Origin of the sequence: Actinoplanes sp. NPDC051513 (assembly GCF_044454685.1) — a bacterium.
Lineage (GTDB): Bacteria > Actinomycetota > Actinomycetes > Mycobacteriales > Micromonosporaceae > Actinoplanes.
In genome coordinates this window covers 1-17638 of sequence record NZ_JBITDW010000028.1, presented here as the reverse complement: position 1 = coordinate 17638, position 17638 = coordinate 1, and the positions used below count along the sequence as shown (strand labels likewise).

Sequence of the window (17638 nt, the reverse complement as noted above, 5' to 3'; positions counted from 1 at the left end):
AACGGGTCGGCGCATCGACGGATCGATTCCGCCCGTTCGCGGATGTCGCTCCGGGTGGCGAGCGGACACAGTCGTCGCCATGAACCGGGTGTCGCCATGAGCCAGACAGAGCGGGTGCTCCGCACGGGGCCGCCGGCCTTCGCCGACCCGGCTGTCCTGATCAGACAGCCGACTCTGTCGTCCGCGCCGGGACCGCTGCCGGCGGTGCGCGGCGCGGTGCCGGACACCGTCCTCGACGGCGGCGAGATCGGCCGGTTCGCGGTGCGGGCCGCGTCGGTGCGCGGCGACGGGCACCGCTTCGTCGGCCGGACCCGTCAGGACGCGATGGCATTCGGCCCGGCCGACGCCTGCGGCACGCCCGTGCTGGTCGCGTGCGTGGCGGACGGGCTGAGCAGCCGGCCGCTGTCGCACCTCGGAGCCGGGCTGGCGAGCCGCCTGCTGCGGGAGGCGATCGGATCCGAGCTGGCCGCGCTGATCGGCGACGCCCCGGGGACCGGGCCGGCGGCGGGCGCGGTGTCCGCCCGGGTGGCCGACGCGCTGCGCGAGCGGGCCCGTGCCGACGGGGCCGAGCCCGGCGCGTACGCGACCATGCTGACCGCCGCGGTGCTGGCGCCCGATGCGGACGGCGCCCGCGTGGTGCTGATGCGCGTCGGTGACGGCGCCGCGCTGATCCTCGGCCCTGACGGCTGGCGGCCCTGCTTTCCCGAACCGGACACGACCCCGGCCGGCGAGGCGGCGTCCGGCGAGGCGGCGGCCGGCGCAAACCCGGCCGGCGAGGCGTCGGCGCCCCCGGTGCGCGAGCTGCCGCGGGACACCGCCCCGGAAACGATCGTGGTGCGCGCCGAGGCCGGCGAGATGCTGCTGCTCTGCACCGGCGGGCTCGCCGAGCCGATGCGGCAGCCCGAGGTGCGCGACGCTCTCGGCCGCTGGTGGAACGAACGCGGCGTGCCCGAACTGGCGGCCTTTCTCTGGCAGGTCAGCTTCCGGGCCAAGGCTTTCTCGGACGACCGCACGGCGCTCTGCGTGTGGGTCCGATGACCCCGATCACGACGTACCCCTGGAAAGGACAACCATGAACAGGAGCACCCGCGCCGCGGCGTTCGTCCTCGTCAGCCTTCTCGCCGCGCTGATCGGCGGGTTCGTTCTCTACCTGCTGTACTCCGGGCCGCGTGAGTCCGCGGTGGCCCTGCTCGCCGGGTGCGCGCTGGTGGCGTTCGCCTTCGCGGTGCTGGCCATCCGGGTCGCGCTCAGCTACCGGCGCAGCCGCCGCCTCGAGCTGGAGCACAACGTGCCGCCGAGCCGGGCCCTGCGCGCGCTCGAGCTGAGGCAGTGGATGATCCTGACGCTCGGCATCGCGTTTCTCGCGGTCGCCACCGGCGCCGGCACCGCGCTGCGGGTCGTCAATGACTCGGCGGACGCCGCCCTCCAGCCGCAGCCGGTCGCCACCACGCCGACGCTCGCCCTGCCGGAGACCACGGAGCCGACCGACGAGCCGGCCACCCAGCCGACCACCGGGCCGGCGTCCGCCGAGCCGGCCGGCACCGAGTCGGGCGAGCCGACGCCGTACCCGGACGAGACCACCGGACCCGGCCCGGAGGGCACGCCGGAGGACACGCCCGCCACGAAGTACCTGGACGTCGAGGATGCGCTCGAGGGCGGCTACGACGCCGACTCGGCGACCTTCGCCGCGACGCGATACTCGCGCGGGGTCTCCTTCTACTGCGGTTCGCACGACTACAGCAAGCTGAGCTGGAACGTCGCCGGCTACCGGAAGTTCACGGCCGTGGCCGGCATCGACGACCGGACCCAGAACGCGATCGGCGCCACGATCGAATATCTCTTCTACGACCAGGACGGCCGCAAACTCCTGCCGAAGCCGGTCGAGGTGTCGCTGGGCCGGGCACAGAAGATCTCGATCGACCTGAGGAACGTGGTCAGCCTGCGGGTGACCTGCGCGGGCCGGGACGCCAAGACCGGCGAGCGGCGGCCGACCCGGACGGCGTTCGGCGACCCCGTCGTCGTCCAGTGATCACTTAAGGCCCTCTTCAGGCGCGGCGCGATCGGCAGGTTCGCATTGAACGATCGCTCCGTCGGCTCCGTACTCGTGGTCGGCAACGCAGCCGGAGGACCGGAGAAGGAGTATCGATGGCCGGGAGCGGAATCGACACCTCGATCCTGCACAAGGGAGCCCACAGTGCGTCTTATTTCGATCTCGCTCGAAGCGCGGGCGAGGGTGTCGAGATCGTGGACTTCTGCATCCCCTGCAACCCGTACTTCCCGACTCCGGAGATGTTCGACGAGCTGTCCCGCGACCTGAAGAACATCCTCAAGTACTACCCGTCGGACTCGATGGGCATCACGAAGAAGCTGGCCAGCGTGCTCGGCCTGCACCCGCAGACCGTCGCGATGGCCAACGGCTCGACCGAGCTGATCACCTGGATCGACCACCTGTTGATCAAGGAGAGCGTGGCGATCCCGATCCCCACCTTCGGGCGCTGGACCGATCAGCCGTTCGAGACCGGCAAGCGGGTCGACATGTTCCCGTTGCAGGAGCGGGACGGCTTCCGGCTCAACCTGGACGACTACGTGCGCTTCATCCGCGAGCGCAAATCCCGGGTCGCGGTGATCTGCAACGTCAACAACCCGGACGGCAACTACATCCCGCGCCGCGACGTCATCCGCTTCATGGACATGCTGGGCGACCTCGACCTCGTGGTGATCGACGAGTCGTTCATCGACTTCTCCGACGCCGAGCAGTACCCGTCGGTGGGCCCCGACGCGGTGATCCGTCCGAACACGGTCGTGCTCAAGAGCCTCGGGAAGAACTTCGGCCTGCACGGCATCCGCTTCGGCTACATGCTGGCCAACCCGGCCATCGCCGCCACCATCGGCAAGGCGCTGCCCAAGTGGAACCTGAATTCGCTGGCCGAAAAGGTCGTGTTCATGATTCAAGAGCATGAGGAGGAGTACGAGGACAGCCTGCGCCTGCTGAGCCGGGACCGTCGCCTGATGGCGGGTGAGCTCGCGCGCGTACCCGGATTGACGCTCTTCCCGTCGCAGGGAAACTTCATCCTCGTGAAGCTCCCGACGGAATGGTCGGGCGTGGCGCTGCGCGACTTCCTGGTCGCCAACCACGGCGTCTACACCCGCGAGTGCGGCAACAAGTTGGGCATGACCAGCCAGTTCATGCGCCTGGTCGTGCGGCCGGCCCGCGACGTCGACCGCCTGCTCGACGGCATGATGGACTACGGTCGCCAATTCCTGGTGCGCCCGCAGTACGACGAGGAGCCGATGGACAACCGCCGCGGCGGCTGGGCGAACCAGATGGAAGAGGTCCCGAACAACCTCATCCAGTACCCGACCCGCCGTTCCGAATACACGGCGCGCCGGGCGTCCGGCCAGTGAACCTTTTCAACGTGGCCAGGGCTGCAGCTCCCGGCGCAGGACGACGGCGCGCGACGTCTGGCCCGATGCCAGGTTGAAAAAGGTTCATTAGGTCGTCGCTAGTTCCGATTCCGTGCATTTGCGTGTTCAGTTCGTCCCGCATGGTTACCGCATGCCGCACTACCTCGGGACCATCGCCGCTAGTCCGTGGGTGCTGGCATTGGTGTTCGTCGTTGCCGGGCTCGACGCGCTGCTGCCGTTCATGCCGAGCGAGTCGACGGTGGTGGCGTGCGGCGTCGCGGCGGCGAGCACCGGGCGGCCCAGCCTCGCGCTGCTGGTGGCGGCCGCGTCCGCCGGGGCGTACCTCGGTGACCAGGCCTCGTTCCGCGTCGGGCGGCGCAGCACCGGGTCGGTCGAGGCGCGCCTGAGCCACCGCCGCGCGAAGGCCCTGCACGCCTGGGTGCACCGGCTGCTGCACAGCCGCGGCGGGCTGGTCATCGTCTTCGCCCGTTACCTGCCGGGCGGTCGGTCGGCCACGGCGCTCGCGGCCGGCGTCGTGGGCTATCCGCCGGTGCGGTTCGGGTGGTACACGGCGATCGGCGTGGTGGTGTGGGCGGTCGAGGCGTCGCTCATCGGCTACCTCGGCGGCGAGATCTTCGAGGGACACCCGATCCTCGGGTTCCTGCTCGCCTTGGTGGTGGCGCTGGGCATCTCCGGGCTCGCCGCGCTGATCCAGCACCTGGCGTCGCCCGCGACCGCCGAGAACGGGAATCTGTGTCGGCCCGGTGACAGACATGCATGTGTCACCTCTGCTTCGCTCCATTGTCGACCGGGTGCCACTGCCTGCCAGGAGGGTCCGATCATGCCTACCAGACGTCAACTACTCGCCGGCGCCGCGGTCGCCGGCGCTGCCGCGGCACTGCCCAGCACGGCCGCATTCGCCACCACCTCCTCCGATCTCTTCCCGCTCGGCGTCGCCAGCGGCGACCCGCTGTCCGACGGCGTGATCCTCTGGACCCGCCTGTTCCCGCGATCGACCCGCAAGGTCGAGGTGGAATGGCAGGTCGCGTACGACGAGCGGTTCCGCCGCATCGCCCGGCACGGCCGCACCTGGGCCGGCCCGGCGCTGGCCCACTCCGTCCATGTCGACGTGCGCGGCCTCGCCCCGGCCCGGGAGTACTTCTACCGTTTCCGCGCCCTCGGCAAGATCAGCCCGGTCGGCCGCACCCGCACCGCGCCCTCGCAGCGCGACGACTGCTCGCGGCTGCGCTTCGGCATCGTGAACTGCCAGGACTTCCAGAACGGCTACTGGCCGGCGTACTGGGGCCTCGCCGCCGAGGACCTCGACGTGGTCGTGCATCTGGGCGACTACATCTACGAGTACGACCCGTCGAGCCGCTTCGCCGACCGCAACCACACCACCCCACAGACCCCGGGCCTCGACCAGCTGGTCACGCTCGACGACTACCGCGACCGGCACGCGCAGTACAAGACCGACCCGGCGCTGCAGGCCGCGCACGCCGCGTTCCCGTGGATCGTCACCTGGGACGACCACGAGACCGAGAACAACTACGCGTCGCTGGTCGACGAGGTCGACGACACCGGCGACAAGCACCAGACCGTCGCGCAGTTCGCCCGCCAGCGCGCCGCCGCCTATCAGGCCTACTACGAGCACATGCCGATCCGGGCCGACCTGCGCCCGGGCAGCGCCGACCTGCGCATCTTCCGCCGCTTCGACTTCGGCCGGCTGCTGCGGCTCAACGTGCTCGACACCCGGCAGTACCGCACCGACCAGCCGGGAAGTTTCCCCGACGACTTCGGCCTCGCCGAGGCCGGCCTGGCCAACGCCGCCGGCACGCTGACCGGCCAGGACCAGGAGCGGTGGCTGCTCGGCGGCCTCGACCACTCGCCGGCCCGGTGGAACGTCGTCGCTCAGCAGGTGATGATGAGCCGCATCAAGTTCCCCAACCCGACCGGCGGCGTGCCGCCGCTGGTCGCGAACCTCGACCAGTGGGACGGGTACGCGCCGCAGCGTGCCCGCCTGCTCACCCACCTCGCGGCCGCGCGGGTCGCCAACCCGGTGATCCTGGCCGGCGACATCCATTCGACCTGGTTCAGCGAGCTGCGCACCGACTTCGACCGGCCCGAGCTGCAGCCGGTCGCCGTCGAGTTCACCGCCACCTCGGTGAGCTCGGACTTCCCGATCGCGTTCGACGCGCCGCTCAAGGCGGTCAATCCGACGCTCAACCCGCACGTGCGCTACTTCGACGGCTCGCGCCGCGGCTACCTGCGCTGCTCGGTCAACCGCGCGGCCTGGCACACCGACGTGCGGACGGTCGAGACGATCGACGTCCGGGAAACGCCGGTGACGACCTCGGCCTCGTACGCGGTGGAAGCCGGGACGTCACGGCTCGTGACTGCCTGATCTTTTTGTGACCCACTTCATCCATTCGGCCCGATAGCGCGTACTTCCTGTCAAGCAACTGTGAAGGAGGTCCGCGTGTCAGTGTGGAAGCGCCTGTGGGGGCCGGCGATCGCGTCGGTCGCCCTGATCCTCCTCGACCCGAAGTCGGCCTGGGCGGAACCGGCGGTGCCGGTTCCGCCCAACGGGCTGCTCTCCGACAAGGCCCAGGGCACGCTCTCCGCGGCTGACCGCGACTTCGTCACGAAGGTGCGCCTCGCCGGGCTGTGGGAGATCCCGGCCGGCGAGATGGCGCAGGAGAAGTCGGACGACCCGCGCATCAAGCAGATCGGGAAGACGATCTCGGGCCAGCACGTGGCGCTCGACGAGCTCACCCGTACCGCGGCCAAGAAACTGAAGATCGATCTGCCCGACAAGCCCAACGCCGACCAGCAGAAGTGGCTCGGGGAGATGCGCGACGCCGAGGGCGAGGAGTTCGACCAGATCTACATCGACCGGCTCCGCGCCGCGCACGGCAAGATCTTCCCGGCGATCGCGTCGATCCGGGCCGGCACCCGCAACGACACCGTGCGCCGGCTCGCCCAGCAGGCCAACCAGTTCGTGATGACCCACATGACCCTGCTGGAGTCCAGCACCATCGTCGACTTCCAGGCGCTGCCGACCGTGCCGGCGCCCAACGCCACCAGCGCGACCCCGGTCGCGGCGGCGGCGCGGCCCGCACAGCCGGCCCCGGTCTCGAACATGCCGCTCGTGCTCGCGACGCTCGGCGGCGGGATCGCCGCGGGCGCGCTCCTCACCCGTCAGCTGCTCAAGGGAAGCCGCCGCCGCGGCTACCGACCGCGGTATTACCACGAATGACTCCCTTCGATACGGTGGGTCCATGCCCACCGATGTCGTTGTCGTCGGGGCCGGTCCCGCCGGTCTCACCCTCGCCAATCTGTTGCAGCGCAACGGAATCAGTTGCGTCGTGCTCGAGGCGCGTGACCGTTCCTATGTAGAGGAGCGGCAGCGTGCGGGCGTGCTCGACCACTACGGCGGGCGCATCTTCGAGCAGGCCGGTCTCGCCGATCAGGTTCTCGCCGGCGCGCCCCTGCAGACATACCTCGAGTTCCGGTACGAGGGAGAGCCGCGCCTGCTCGACGTGGCCGGCCTCTCCGGCGGGCGTGGCGGGTCGATCGTCCCGCAGCAGTTGCTGGTGCGCCGCCTGCTGACCACGTTCCTAGACGGGGGCGGCGATCTGCGCTTCAACGCCCGTGACGTCGAGCTGCACGCGCTGGAGACCTCGCCGCGGGTGACCTACGGCGACGTGTCCCTCGACTGCTCCTACGTGGCCGGGTGCGACGGCTTCCACGGCGTGAGCCGTCGCAGCATCCCCGAGGACGAGCTGACCACGTACACCTTCGACCACGGCATCGGCTGGTACACGATGCTCGCCGACGCGCCGCCGCCGAAGTACCCGCTGATGGCGATGGGGCGGCACGGCTTTGCCGCCCAGTTCCCCCGCGGGCCGTTCGCCAGCCGGTTCTACCTGCAGTACAAGCCGGGCGAGGAAGACCCGCGCACGTGGCCCGACGAAGAGGCGTGGGACAAGCTGCGGCTGCGCCTCGGCGACCCGGCCCTGAAGGGCGGCGCCATCACCGACCGGGAAATCGTCGAGATGCGCAGTTTCGTCGTCGAGCCCATGGCGTACGGAAAATTGTTCCTGGCCGGCGACGCCGCGCACATCATCACGCCGATGGGCGCGAAGGGCATGAATCTGGCGATCGCCGACGCGCACGTGCTGGCCGGGGCGCTGACCTCGGCGGTGCGGGGTGACGACGCCGCGCTGCGCGCCTACTCCGACGTGTGCCTGCGGCGCACCTGGGACTACCAGGACTTCTCCCGCTGGTTCACCGAGATGGTGCACGACATCGACGGCGACCCGTTCCGCCGCAAGCTCGCCCGCGCCCGCTTCGAACGGCTCTTCACCAACCACCCGGCCGCCGTGGCCTTCGCCGACATGATGGCGGGAATCGAGCTGGTTCGCTGACCGCCGGCGCGTACGCCGCGAGGCTTCTCGGTCGTGGTTCTCGCACCTTCGCACGGACGCGCCATTAGGGTCACTCGGCATGAAGGTACGCGAGGACGACGTGACCGTCGCGGGCGAAATCCGCACGAAGGTGATCCGGCCGGTCGAGGACGGGTCGTGGCCCGGGCTCCTGCTCTACACGGACATCTTCCAGCTGACCGAGTCGACGCTGAGGACGGCGCGACGCTTCGCCGCGGAGGGCTTCGTCGTCGGCGTGCCGGAGATCTATCCGCACGGCGAGCTGGCGGGCCTCGCGCTCGAGTTCGACGACGCCGGCAAGCAGGCCGGCCTCGCCGGGGCCGCCGCGACACCGACCGCGACGTTCGACGCGGACCGCACGGCCGTGCTCGACCACCTGGCGGCGCGCGACGACGTCACCTCCCTGTTCGTGACCGGCTTCTGCATCGGCGGGCACCTGGCGTTCCGCGCCGCCTTCGACCCGCGCGTGGCGGCGACGGTCTGCTTCTACCCGACCGGGCTGCAGAACGGCGGGCTCGGCGCGGACGTGGCCGACTCGCTGTCCCGCTCCGCCGACATCGCCGGCCGGCTGATGGTCGTGTTCGGCTCGCAGGACCCGCACGTGCCGGCCGACGCCCGACTGCAGATCGTGTCGGCGCTCTACGCGGCCGGGCTGGACGACGTGGAGCTGCACATCTACCGGGGCGGGGAGCACGCCTTCATGCGGGACATCGGCGCCCGCCACGACCCGGCGCTGACCGACCTGGCCATCACCGAGGCGGTGTCGTTCTTCGCGGGCCGGTCATGACAACGGTCGTTCCCGCGCCGGTTCTCGCGGGCCGGTCATGACGCCGGACGATCCGGTGGCGGCCGCCATCGAGGGTGGCCGAGGAGGGGATGGCGGGCGGCGAGCTGCCGATCGGAGCGGTCGCACGTGGGCGATGGGGCTGGCGACATCATGACGGGGGCGGTCAACGGTGCAGCAGGTGAGTGGCGCCGGCGGCCATCAGCCGCCCGCCATCGCGCCCACCACCAGGAACGGCTCCTCGCCGGACGCCACCGGCTCGGGGAGCGGGGCGTCCGGCGATTCGTTGGACAGGTCTTCCGAGCAGGCGAAGAAGCGGACCAGCGCCCTCCGCTGCCCGGTCGAGCGGTCGCGCATCGTGCCGCGCAGCATCGGGTACCGCTCCTCCACCGCGTCGAGGACCTGGCGCTGCGTCACCTCGCCCGCGACGGCGACCGACACCTCGCCGGTCACCTTGGCCAGGCTGCGCAGGTGCGGCGGGAGGACGACCCGGATCACGCCAGCACCTGGGCTTCCACCGAGAGAACGGCCGGCAGGTCGCGGACGATCGGCTGCCAGGAGTCGCCGCCGTCGGGAGAGCCGTAGACCTGGCCCCCGGTCGTGCCGAAGTAGATGCCGCAGTCGTCGAGGGTGTCCACCGCCATCGCGTCGCGCAGGACGTTCACGTAGCAGTTCTCCTGCGGGAGGCCGTTCGTCAGCGGCTCCCATTCCTCGCCGCCGGTGCGGCTGCGGTAGACGCGCAGGCGGGCGTCGGGGACGTAGTGCTCGGAGTCGCTGGTGATCGGGACGACGTAGACTGTCTCGGGCTCGTGCGCGTGCACGGCGATCGGGAAGCCGAAGTCGGTGGGCAGGTCGCCGCTGATCTCGCGCCAGGAGCCGCCCGCGTCGTCGGTGCGCATCACGTCCCAGTGCTTCTGCATGAACAGCACGTCGGGGCGCGACGGATGCATCGCCAGGCGGTGCACGCAGTGGCCGACCTCGGCGTCCTCGTCGGGGATCCCGCCGGACCGCAGCCCGCGGTTGATCGGCTGCCAGGACTTGCCGCCGTCGTCGGTGCGGAAGGCGCCGGCCGCCGAGATGGCGACGAAGATCCGGTCGGGGTTCACCGGGTCGAGGATGATCGTGTGCAGGCACATGCCGCCGGCGCCGGGCTGCCAGCGAGGACCCGTTTCATGCGTACGCAGCGCGGTCAGCTCGGTCCAGCCGGCGCCGCCGTCGGTCGAGCGGTACAGAGCCGCGTCCTCGGCGCCGGCGTAGACGACGTCGGGATCCGTCCGGGAGGGTTCGATGTGCCAGATCCGCTTGAACTCCCAGGGGCGGGGCGTGCCGTCGTACCAGAGGTGATCGCCGACCTCACCCTCGTACGCGAAGTCGTTGCCCACCGGGTTCCAGGTCTTGCCGCCGTCGTCGGATCGTTGGATGACCTGCCCGAACCAGCCCGACGACTGGGACGCCCACAGCCGGTCGGGGTCGGCCGGGGAGCCGTTGACGTGGTAGATCTCCCACCCGCCGAAATGCGGCCCGCTCACCGTCCAGTCCTTGCGCGTGCCGTCCGCGGTCAGCGTGAACGCGCCCTTGCGTGTGCCTACCAGCAGCCGTACAGAAGTCATGCCTGCCATCGTGCCCCAAACGAGCCGTGTTTGTGACCCCGGTCACCCCAACCTGTTCGGGTGGGATCTGGTTTGCGCGGGTTGCTGCCGTAGCCCCGGGGGTGGTGACTGTGGGTGCGGCCCGGTTGCGGTGACGCGCCGGCTGGGCTGGGGCGCGCCATGGTCCGGGGGTGCGTGGTCACTGTGGGTGGCGCCCGTTGCGGTGGGGTGGCGGCTGGGCTGGGGCGCGCCATGGCAGGGGTCGTGCGTGGTCACCGGGAGTGCGGCCCGTCGCGGTCATCGTTAGTGCCGTCGTCGACGCCGGCTTCGAGTTCGGCTTGCCCCGGCTGCCGCGGCCGGTGCGGAGACGCTTGATAAGTGGCGGTTCGCCGCGAACGGGAACTCATCATCACCGCAAGAATTTCGGATCACCCGGGCGGCCCACAGACACCCCCGCCCCGCACCTCTGGGTGGGGACGAGTAGAACAGCCGGGTACGACAAAATCGCGGCCGCCGTCCACAGGCCGACGACCCCGACCCCAGATGTCTCTACGCGACCGGCAGCGAGATCCTTGCGTGGGTGCCGCGGCCGGGTCCGGGCGAGGTCACGGCGAGGTTGCCGCCGTGCGCGGTCACGATGCGCCAGGCGATCGCGAGGCCCAGCCCCATGCCGGGCACCGCCTGCGTCTGTGCGTAGCGGCCCCGGAAGAAACGCTCGAAGACGTAGGGCATCTCGTCGTCGGGGATGCCGGCGCCCTCGTCGGCGATCTCGACGCCGGCGTCGCCGACGCGCACGCGGACGGTCGCGCCGCCGGGCGAGAACAAGATCGCGTTGCGTACGAGGTGCTCGACCGCGTGCCCGAGCGTGGACGCCTCGCCGACGACGTACACGTGCTCCTGCTCGCCGGAGAGCGTGAGCGTGACGCCGCGCTGGGACGCGAGGGTCTGCGAGGTCTGCAGCGCCGAGCGCACGGCGGCGGCGAGATCGGCCACGCCCGCCTCCGCGGGGAAGTCGTCGGGGCGGGTGCCGGCGAGCAGGTGGTCGACCATGCGGACCAGGCGGTCGCCGTTGCGCCGGATCGGCTCGAGCATGCGGCGGTACGGCGCGAGACCCTGCTCCTCGGCGAGCATCTCCAGGTAGCCCTGCATAGTGGCGACGGGGGTGCGCAGCTCGTGCGAGACGGTGGCGATGAGGTCCTGCTCGCGGCGGCTGAGGCGGGCGAGCTCGCGGTCGAGCTTGGCGAGGCGCAGCTGCTCGCGTATCGCCTCGAGGTGGCCGTTCGCCTGCGCGGCCAGGTCGCCGAGCATCTCGATCTGGCGGTCGCCGATCGTGCGCGTCTCGCGGTCGAGCACGCAGACGCTGCCCAGCACGAAGCCGTCGTCGTTGATCAGCGGCACGCCCGCGTAGAACCGGATATAGGGGTCACCGGTGACGTTCGAGTAGTTCTGGAACCGGGCGTCGAGGCGGGCGTCGTCGACGATCAGTGGGCGCGGGTTGTCGATCATCCAGGAGCAGAGGGAGATGCTGCGCGGCGCCTCGTTGCCGTCCATGCCGGTGTTGCCGGCGAACCATTGGCGGTCGTGGTCGACGAGCGTCACGGTCGACATGGGGGTGTCGAAGATCCGCGTCGCGAGGCGGGTCAGGTCGTCGAGCACGACCGGCCGGACCGAGTCCAGCAGGCCATAGCTGTCCAGCGCGGCCAACCTGCTCTGCTCGCTCACGTCATGTCCCGTCCGTCGGAGGATGTCTGCATACGTCGGCATCCCTGCGGTGAACCTGAGGAAACCCCGCGCGCGAACCGCAATCGACATTTGATATTTGATATGTATGGATGTTGTGGCGTACGAGCCCCACGCGCGGTTCCTGCTCGCCGAGGGCGACGATCTCTTTCTCGATGTGAACGTGCACCTGCCGCTGGTCGACACGTCGATCATGGTGCGGCTCGAGGCGGGCGAGCGGCAGCGGTACGAAGCGGAGGGGCGGGCGTTCGCCGACGCGCTGGCGACGGCGATCGCGCAGTCGCCGGACAGCTATCGCGAGCGGGCGCTCCCCGGCTGGGCGCCATGACACCTGCGCGTCATCGGCGGGCCGTATCGTCGCCGGCATGACGCGCATTCTGCTGATCTCGGGGAACACCCGGGCCGACTCCCTGCACACGGCGGCGCTGCGGACGGCCTCCCGGTTCGCGCCGGCCGAGATCAGCGCGTCGCTCTTCGACGGGCTGCGCGACCTGCCGGCTTTCGTGCCCGGCGAGTACACGCCGCCCGGCCCGGTCTCGTTCCTGCGGCTGCAGGTGGCGGCGGCGGACGCGGTGCTGTTCAGCACGCCCGAGTTCGCCGGGTCGATGCCCGGAAGCCTGAAGAACCTGCTCGACTGGCTGGTCGACGGCGGCGACCTCACCGGCAAGCCCGCGGCGTGGCTGTCGGTCGCGGCGCCCGGGCAGGACGAGGGCGCGTGCACGGCGCTGGAGACGGTGCTCGCGCACTCCGGGGCCAAGCTCATGCGCGCGGCGTGCGTGCGGATCCCGCTGACCCAGTCCGCCATGGACGCCCACGGGACGGTCGGCGATCCGCAGCTGCATCAGGCGCTGACGGACACGGTGCAGACGCTCGCGCGGGCGCTCGCCGCGCCGAAACCTTCGCCGCAGCCCTCGTGGCAGGCGGTGTCGAGCCTCTACCCTGTGGTGCAACGGAACGACGCGACCCCATTCCGCAGCTGGCGGGCGGAGATCTGGCGACCTGGCGAGTAGGTGCTTCTCTCGGGGAGGTTTCGATGTCGACGATGCTTTCGACCGATCGCACGGAAAAGATGCTCTGGTGGCTCGCCTTGGCCGGCGCCGCCGTCTCGCTGATCCTCGGCATCATGATGCTGATCTGGCCCGAGGCGACGCTCTACGTCGGCGCCATCATCTTCGGCCTGTGGCTGCTGTTCCACGGCGCGATCCACCTGGTCAACGCGATCACGGCGCACGCCGCCGACGGCACCAGCCGTGCGCTGAGCGCCGTGGCCGGCGTCCTGTTCGTCATCGCCGGCGTGATCTGCCTGCGCCACCTCGTGCTGTCGCTGCTGGTCATCGCCACGCTCATCGGGATCTCCTGGCTGGTGGGCGGGATCGTGGGACTGGTCGCGGCGTTCGCCGGGCATCGCAGCGGACCGGCCCGGGTGCTGATGGGGGTGCTCGGCGGCGTCACGGTCCTGGGCGGGCTGGTCGTGCTGATCTGGCCGGGGCCGTCGCTGAAGACGCTGGTGGTGCTGACCGGGATCTGGCTGCTCCTGCTGGGGGCGCTGCAGCTGTTCCTGGTGCTGCGGTCGCGGCCGGCGGTGGCTGCCGCCGTTTGAAATGCCGGGCCGCGGTGCCGCGTCGGTGTCTCGCCGAGAGAGGTGCGGCACGAGCACGAGCGTGAGGTGGGAGCCGTCTGCTGGAATGGAGCGCGATGATTCAGCGGGCGGGGGCGGCACTGGCTGCGGTGGTGGTGGGGATCGGTCTCACGCTGGCCATGCCGGGGGTGGCGCTTGCCGGGCCGCAGCGGGTGTGCCAGGTCGGGGATCGGCGGATGACCGAGTTGTCCGGACTCGTGGCCACTGAATCCGGATATATCGTGGTTGATGATGGGTCGGATGACCCGGCCGCCCGGAAGATCTTCTATCTGGATCAGAAGTGCCAGGTGACGCGTACGGTGGGGTATCCGTCGCGGCCCCGCGACACCGAAGACATGGGGCTCGCCTCGGACGGGACGCTCTGGGTGGCGGACATCGGGGACAACGACGCCAATCGGGACACGATCGGGCTCTGGCGGCTGCCGGCCGGCGCCAAGAAGCCGCAGCTGTTCCGCATGTCCTACCCGGACGGGGCGCACGACGCGGAGGCGCTGCTGATCACGCCCACGGGCACCCCGATCGTGGTGACCAAGACGGTGGGCGAGGCCGGGGTCTACGAGCCGGCCGGAGCGCTCCGGGCCGGCCGCACCACGGCGCTGAAGCGGGCCGGGTCGGTCACCTTGCCGATCACCACGACCAGCAATCCCTTCTCGTTCGCGGGGCGGCTCGTCATCACCGGGGGCGCGGTGAGCCCGGATGGCCGGTATGCGGTGCTGAGGACGTACGCGGACGCCTTTGAATTCGATGTCGAGGGTGACGATGTGGTGGGCGCCATCACGAAGGGTGACCCGCGGCAGATCCCGCTCCCGAACGAGCCGCAGGGGGAGTCGGTCGCCTACGCCACGGACGGGACCGCGATCCTGACCATCTCGGAGGTGTCCCGGCAGCCGGCCGGAACCAAGGCCGGCCTGATGCGTTACGCGCTTCCCGACCGGCCGGCGCCGCCGAGCGAGACACCGGCGGCCACGTCGAAGGCGGCGGGCAAGCCACCGAGCCGGGCCGCGACGACACAGGCGAAGCAGGAGACGGAAGAGGAGCGCTTCCCGGCCGGCGCCCTGATCACGGGCGGTGTCCTCGTTCTTGCCGCGGCCGCCCTGGCCGGATTCCTGATAACCCGGCGCGCCCGGCGGTAACGCCCGTCAGGCGACGCCCATCCGCTCGCAGAGCCCCCGCAACTGCATCCCGCCCGAGCGCTCGAGCAGCGCCCGCGTGGTCTCCTGAGCCAGCCGCGACGCGTGCAGGTGCTGCGGCGCGATCCGCTCCGCCGTGAGCAGGTAGCGGACCGCTTCCCGCTCCTTGCCCTTGATCTGCGACAGCGCCCGCGCCGCGTCGGCGTAGTAGAACACCTGCCGGCATCCCGCATCGATCACCGCCGGATTGGTCTCGCCCGCGATCTCGAGGGCCCGCCCGGGCTCCCCGCCGTCCACCTCGATGGCGACCCGCCAGATGTTCACGTTGGTGGGCCCGAAGAACAGCCCCATCTCGTCCGACTCGCCGGTCCGGCCGGCCAGCGCCGCCGCCTCGGTGCTCCAGCCGCGGCTGTCGTCGAGGCGTTTGAGCCCGCGTCCCGCGTCCGCGCACACCAGGTGCAGGATCCCGAGCGTCTCGAGGGCGCCGCGCCCCGCGAGGTGGGGCCGCAGGTCGTCGATCGCCGCCGACGCGAGGGTGAGGCAGCGCTGGTAGGAGCCGCATGCCGACGCCGCGCAGGCCCGGGCGTAGGCGGCGAACCCCAGCAGGATCGGGTCGTCCGCGGCCTCGGCCGCCTCCCGGGATCGTTCGGCGCCGAGCCACGCCTCGGCCGGGTGCCCGAGATTTCGCACGACGCCCGACGCGTGGAACGCCGCCTCGCAGAGGACCCGGAGCGCCGCCGGCCTTTCCGGCCCGGCCGCGGCCGCGTGCGCGGCACGCAGAAAATCGGGGAGGATGCGTCCGGCCCCGGCGTAATCGCAGGCCCGGCGAAGGGCATCGATCAATTCGAGCGTACGGGTGAGCTCGGCAACCGGGGGCGCCGGGCGATCGGCCCGTTCCCGCAGGTCGATGTCGACGAGAGCCTGCCGGATCCCGTGCACGGCCACCAGCGCCGCGACCGCCTCCCGATCGGCGGCCGGCACGGAGACCCCGACCAGCTCGGACGACGAGCACTCCAGCGCCGCGGCGATGTCCGCCAGCACGAACCGGTTGTCGGCGGCCTGCTGACCTCGCTCGATCCTGCTCCACGTGGCGTGCGAGATGCCGGCCCGGCTGGCCGCGTACCGGACGCTCCAGCCGCGCAACAGGCGCCGCGCTTTGATCCGCTCACCGACTGTCATGCCACCGACGGTAGGCACGTCCCCGGGGCGAGTGGAACAGACCTGTACCGCGGGACGGCGGAGAACGGGCCGGCCGGGCGATCATTGACGGGTGAGCAGTCGATTGCGGGCCATCGCCCGGGACACGATGGACATTGTGGAGCGTGGTGGCTACGGGGATGTGGCCATCGGTCAGCAGGTGGCGGACGCGGTCGCGGGCACCCGGCTGTATCTCCCCGGGGACAGCGTCGCGGCGGGGACGACCCGCACGGCGACGGTCGAGGTGACCGGCGAGTCGACGCTGGAGGCGAGCCGGCGGCTGGGTGGGGACGTGGCGGCGCTGGTGTTCGCGTCGGCGCGCAGCCCGGGCGGCGGGTTCCTCAACGGGGCGCAGGCGCAGGAGGAGAGCGTCGCCCGCGCGTCGGCGCTCTATCACAGCCTGCGGGCGGCCGAGGAGTTCTACACCTACCACCGCGCGCACGCCGATCTCACCTACTCCGACCGGGTCATCTACTCGCCTCGGGTGCCGGTGTTCCGGGACGACCGGGGGAAGCTGCTCGCGGCGCCGTACGTGGTCTCGTTCCTCACGGCGGCGGCGCCCAACCGGGCGGCGATGGTGACCAGCCAGCCGCAGCATCTGCACAGCGTGCCGGGGATCCTGCGGCGGCGGGCGGCCCGGGTGCTGGCGGTCGCGGCGGCGCACGGGCATCGGCGGCTGGTGCTGGGGGCCTGGGGGTGCGGGGTCTTCGGGAACGACGCGGACGAGGTGGCCGAGGCGTTCGCGGGCGCGATCGGGGAGTGCCCGTGGTTCGAGCACATCACGTTCGCGGTGCTCGACAAGCAGGACGCGTTCAGGCGGCTCGCGACGACCTGAGGTTCTGTCCCGTGAAGGTCACGCCGTTGACGAAGCGGGTGATGCCAGGGAGGCCGACACTGATACCGCGAACGCACCCGCCCCGACGCCATGATGGCCGTGTGGCACGTGACTCGTCTTCTGCGGTGCAACCCGTATTGACCGATCTGGCCGAGATCGTGCACGTGACCTATCTGGATGACCCGCCCTGGCTCGTGTCGGTTCAGTTCCGGTTCGACGAGGGATACCTCCAGGTAGAGGTCGATCCCGACGATGACACGGTCGAGGTTCCCTTCGATCCGCGACATCGGCCGCCGCTTCACCACTGGGCGTCAAGGTCGGTGCCAAGGCAGATGAATCAACGCTATGCCGACCTCCTCGGCAGAACCTCTGCCTGGCGATGGCTGCTTCGCAACCAGCAGCAGTACGAGGACGGTTTCCAGATCGAACTCAGCACACCGTCGTCAACCACGGCGCTGCAGTACCTTGCGATGGCGTCGCGCCTGGATCTCCGCCACGTCAACCACGCACCAATGCCGTAGTCCAGCCTTTCGGGAGCCAGCCGGATATCACCATTGTCGACAGCGACGCCCCGGGGCGAGAATGGCATGATCGACAACGGTTCTGGGCTTACCGCCGAATTCCTTGAGGTGGGATAATTCTGGGGTGCGGCAGATGGAGTTCTTCACCAGGTCCCAGGTAGCAGAAATGCGCGATCCCACCCGGTCTCGCCGTTATTCTCCGGCGGGTGAAGAGTTCCGTCGCGTGCATGCCCGGCAGCGCGCGTGGGGGCTTGTCCAATGCCGCGTAGCCTAGTTTGATCTTGGTGGATGTCGGCGTGGTGTGGTGACTTGCGGGGTGGCGCGGACTTGGCTTGTGTGTCATGTCCTCT

Annotated in this window: 17 protein-coding genes; 13 read left to right on the top strand and 4 right to left on the bottom strand. The window is 70.6% G+C overall.

Features of this window, described 5'->3' with window-relative positions; genetic code table 11:
• Positions 1 to 96 precede the first annotated feature (96 nt).
• The 7 genes from ACIA5D_RS44035 to ACIA5D_RS44005 all read left to right on the top strand — a co-directional run bounded on the left by ACIA5D_RS44035 (position 97) and on the right by ACIA5D_RS44005 (position 8640).
• Positions 97 to 1038 carry a protein phosphatase 2C domain-containing protein gene (locus tag ACIA5D_RS44035; protein ID WP_396036621.1) on the top strand — a complete coding sequence of 314 codons (942 nt, stop codon included), beginning with the start codon at positions 97 to 99 and terminating at the stop codon, positions 1036 to 1038.
• A 34-nt stretch (positions 1039 to 1072) separates the two neighbouring features.
• Positions 1073 to 2029, top strand: a complete 957-nt coding sequence (locus ACIA5D_RS44030; protein WP_396036620.1) for an NPCBM/NEW2 domain-containing protein — start codon at positions 1073 to 1075, stop codon at positions 2027 to 2029.
• A gap of 116 nt (positions 2030 to 2145) precedes the next feature.
• Positions 2146 to 3405 (top strand): pyridoxal phosphate-dependent aminotransferase, encoded by a 1260-nt coding sequence (locus ACIA5D_RS44025; protein WP_396036619.1) that lies wholly within the window; start codon positions 2146 to 2148, stop codon positions 3403 to 3405.
• Between the two features lie 151 nt (positions 3406 to 3556).
• Positions 3557 to 5809 carry an alkaline phosphatase D family protein gene (locus tag ACIA5D_RS44020; protein ID WP_396036618.1) on the top strand — a complete coding sequence of 751 codons (2253 nt, stop codon included), beginning with the start codon at positions 3557 to 3559 and terminating at the stop codon, positions 5807 to 5809.
• Between the two features lie 75 nt (positions 5810 to 5884).
• A complete protein-coding gene (locus ACIA5D_RS44015) occupies positions 5885 to 6664 on the top strand; it encodes a DUF4142 domain-containing protein (RefSeq protein WP_396036617.1) in 780 nt (259 codons plus the stop codon).
• Between the two features lie 22 nt (positions 6665 to 6686).
• Positions 6687 to 7835, top strand: a complete 1149-nt coding sequence (locus tag ACIA5D_RS44010; protein ID WP_396036616.1) for a 4-hydroxybenzoate 3-monooxygenase — start codon at positions 6687 to 6689, stop codon at positions 7833 to 7835.
• A 79-nt stretch (positions 7836 to 7914) separates the two neighbouring features.
• Positions 7915 to 8640 carry a dienelactone hydrolase family protein gene (locus ACIA5D_RS44005; RefSeq protein WP_396036615.1) on the top strand — a complete coding sequence of 242 codons (726 nt, stop codon included), beginning with the start codon at positions 7915 to 7917 and terminating at the stop codon, positions 8638 to 8640.
• Between the two features lie 198 nt (positions 8641 to 8838).
• On the opposite strand, the gene ACIA5D_RS44000 is transcribed toward ACIA5D_RS44005, so the two are convergent.
• The 3 genes from ACIA5D_RS44000 to ACIA5D_RS43990 all read right to left on the bottom strand — a co-directional run bounded on the left by ACIA5D_RS44000 (position 8839) and on the right by ACIA5D_RS43990 (position 11948).
• Positions 8839 to 9135 (bottom strand): MoaD/ThiS family protein, encoded by a 297-nt coding sequence (locus ACIA5D_RS44000; protein WP_396036614.1) that lies wholly within the window; start codon positions 9133 to 9135, stop codon positions 8839 to 8841.
• Positions 9132 to 10247, bottom strand: a complete 1116-nt coding sequence (locus ACIA5D_RS43995; RefSeq protein ID WP_396036613.1) for a WD40/YVTN/BNR-like repeat-containing protein — start codon at positions 10245 to 10247, stop codon at positions 9132 to 9134. Before ACIA5D_RS43995 ends, ACIA5D_RS44000 begins: the two co-directional genes overlap by 4 nt.
• Before the next feature lie 528 nt (positions 10248 to 10775).
• A complete protein-coding gene (locus ACIA5D_RS43990) occupies positions 10776 to 11948 on the bottom strand; it encodes a sensor histidine kinase (RefSeq protein WP_396036612.1) in 1173 nt (390 codons plus the stop codon).
• 106 nt (positions 11949 to 12054) lie between these two features.
• Here ACIA5D_RS43990 and ACIA5D_RS43985 point away from each other — a divergent pair, with 106 nt between their 5' ends.
• The 4 genes from ACIA5D_RS43985 (at position 12055) to ACIA5D_RS43970 (ending at position 14738) form a co-directional block, all read left to right on the top strand.
• Entirely contained in the window at positions 12055 to 12294 is a 240-nt protein-coding gene (locus ACIA5D_RS43985; protein WP_396036611.1) for a hypothetical protein, read from the top strand.
• Between the two features lie 37 nt (positions 12295 to 12331).
• Positions 12332 to 12976 (top strand): NADPH-dependent FMN reductase, encoded by a 645-nt coding sequence (locus tag ACIA5D_RS43980; protein WP_396036610.1) that lies wholly within the window; start codon positions 12332 to 12334, stop codon positions 12974 to 12976.
• A 23-nt stretch (positions 12977 to 12999) separates the two neighbouring features.
• Positions 13000 to 13566, top strand: a complete 567-nt coding sequence (locus ACIA5D_RS43975) for an HdeD family acid-resistance protein (RefSeq protein WP_396036609.1) — start codon at positions 13000 to 13002, stop codon at positions 13564 to 13566.
• A gap of 95 nt (positions 13567 to 13661) precedes the next feature.
• A complete protein-coding gene (locus tag ACIA5D_RS43970) occupies positions 13662 to 14738 on the top strand; it encodes a hypothetical protein (RefSeq protein WP_396036608.1) in 1077 nt (358 codons plus the stop codon).
• A 6-nt stretch (positions 14739 to 14744) separates the two neighbouring features.
• On the opposite strand, the gene ACIA5D_RS43965 is transcribed toward ACIA5D_RS43970, so the two are convergent.
• Complete coding sequence (locus tag ACIA5D_RS43965) at positions 14745 to 15914, bottom strand: helix-turn-helix domain-containing protein (RefSeq protein WP_396036607.1); 1170 nt, start codon at positions 15912 to 15914, stop codon at positions 14745 to 14747.
• 91 nt (positions 15915 to 16005) lie between these two features.
• Between ACIA5D_RS43965 and ACIA5D_RS43960 the strand changes: the two genes are divergently transcribed.
• Entirely contained in the window at positions 16006 to 16767 is a 762-nt protein-coding gene (locus ACIA5D_RS43960; protein ID WP_396036606.1) for a TIGR02452 family protein, read from the top strand.
• Between the two features lie 101 nt (positions 16768 to 16868).
• A complete protein-coding gene (locus ACIA5D_RS43955; RefSeq protein WP_396036605.1) occupies positions 16869 to 17288 on the top strand; it encodes a DUF6334 family protein in 420 nt (139 codons plus the stop codon).
• Positions 17289 to 17638: the final 350 nt, after the last annotated feature.

Excerpts from the sequence above, each read along its gene's own strand:
- ACIA5D_RS43970 (WP_396036608.1), top strand. The coding sequence starts at position 13,662 with ATGATTCAGCGGGCGGGGGCGGCACTGGCTGCGGTGGTGGTGGGGATC.
- ACIA5D_RS44010 (WP_396036616.1), top strand. The coding sequence starts at position 6,687 with ATGCCCACCGATGTCGTTGTCGTCGGGGCCGGTCCCGCCGGTCTCACC.
- ACIA5D_RS43965 (WP_396036607.1), bottom strand. The coding sequence starts at position 15,914 with ATGACAGTCGGTGAGCGGATCAAAGCGCGGCGCCTGTTGCGCGGCTGG.
- ACIA5D_RS44035 (WP_396036621.1), top strand. The coding sequence starts at position 97 with ATGAGCCAGACAGAGCGGGTGCTCCGCACGGGGCCGCCGGCCTTCGCC.
- ACIA5D_RS44030 (WP_396036620.1), top strand. The coding sequence starts at position 1,073 with ATGAACAGGAGCACCCGCGCCGCGGCGTTCGTCCTCGTCAGCCTTCTC.
- ACIA5D_RS44020 (WP_396036618.1), top strand. The coding sequence starts at position 3,557 with ATGCCGCACTACCTCGGGACCATCGCCGCTAGTCCGTGGGTGCTGGCA.
- ACIA5D_RS43980 (WP_396036610.1), top strand. The coding sequence starts at position 12,332 with ATGACGCGCATTCTGCTGATCTCGGGGAACACCCGGGCCGACTCCCTG.
- ACIA5D_RS43985 (WP_396036611.1), top strand. The coding sequence starts at position 12,055 with ATGGATGTTGTGGCGTACGAGCCCCACGCGCGGTTCCTGCTCGCCGAG.
- ACIA5D_RS44005 (WP_396036615.1), top strand. The coding sequence starts at position 7,915 with ATGAAGGTACGCGAGGACGACGTGACCGTCGCGGGCGAAATCCGCACG.
- ACIA5D_RS44025 (WP_396036619.1), top strand. The coding sequence starts at position 2,146 with ATGGCCGGGAGCGGAATCGACACCTCGATCCTGCACAAGGGAGCCCAC.
- ACIA5D_RS43975 (WP_396036609.1), top strand. The coding sequence starts at position 13,000 with ATGTCGACGATGCTTTCGACCGATCGCACGGAAAAGATGCTCTGGTGG.
- ACIA5D_RS43995 (WP_396036613.1), bottom strand. The coding sequence starts at position 10,247 with ATGACTTCTGTACGGCTGCTGGTAGGCACACGCAAGGGCGCGTTCACG.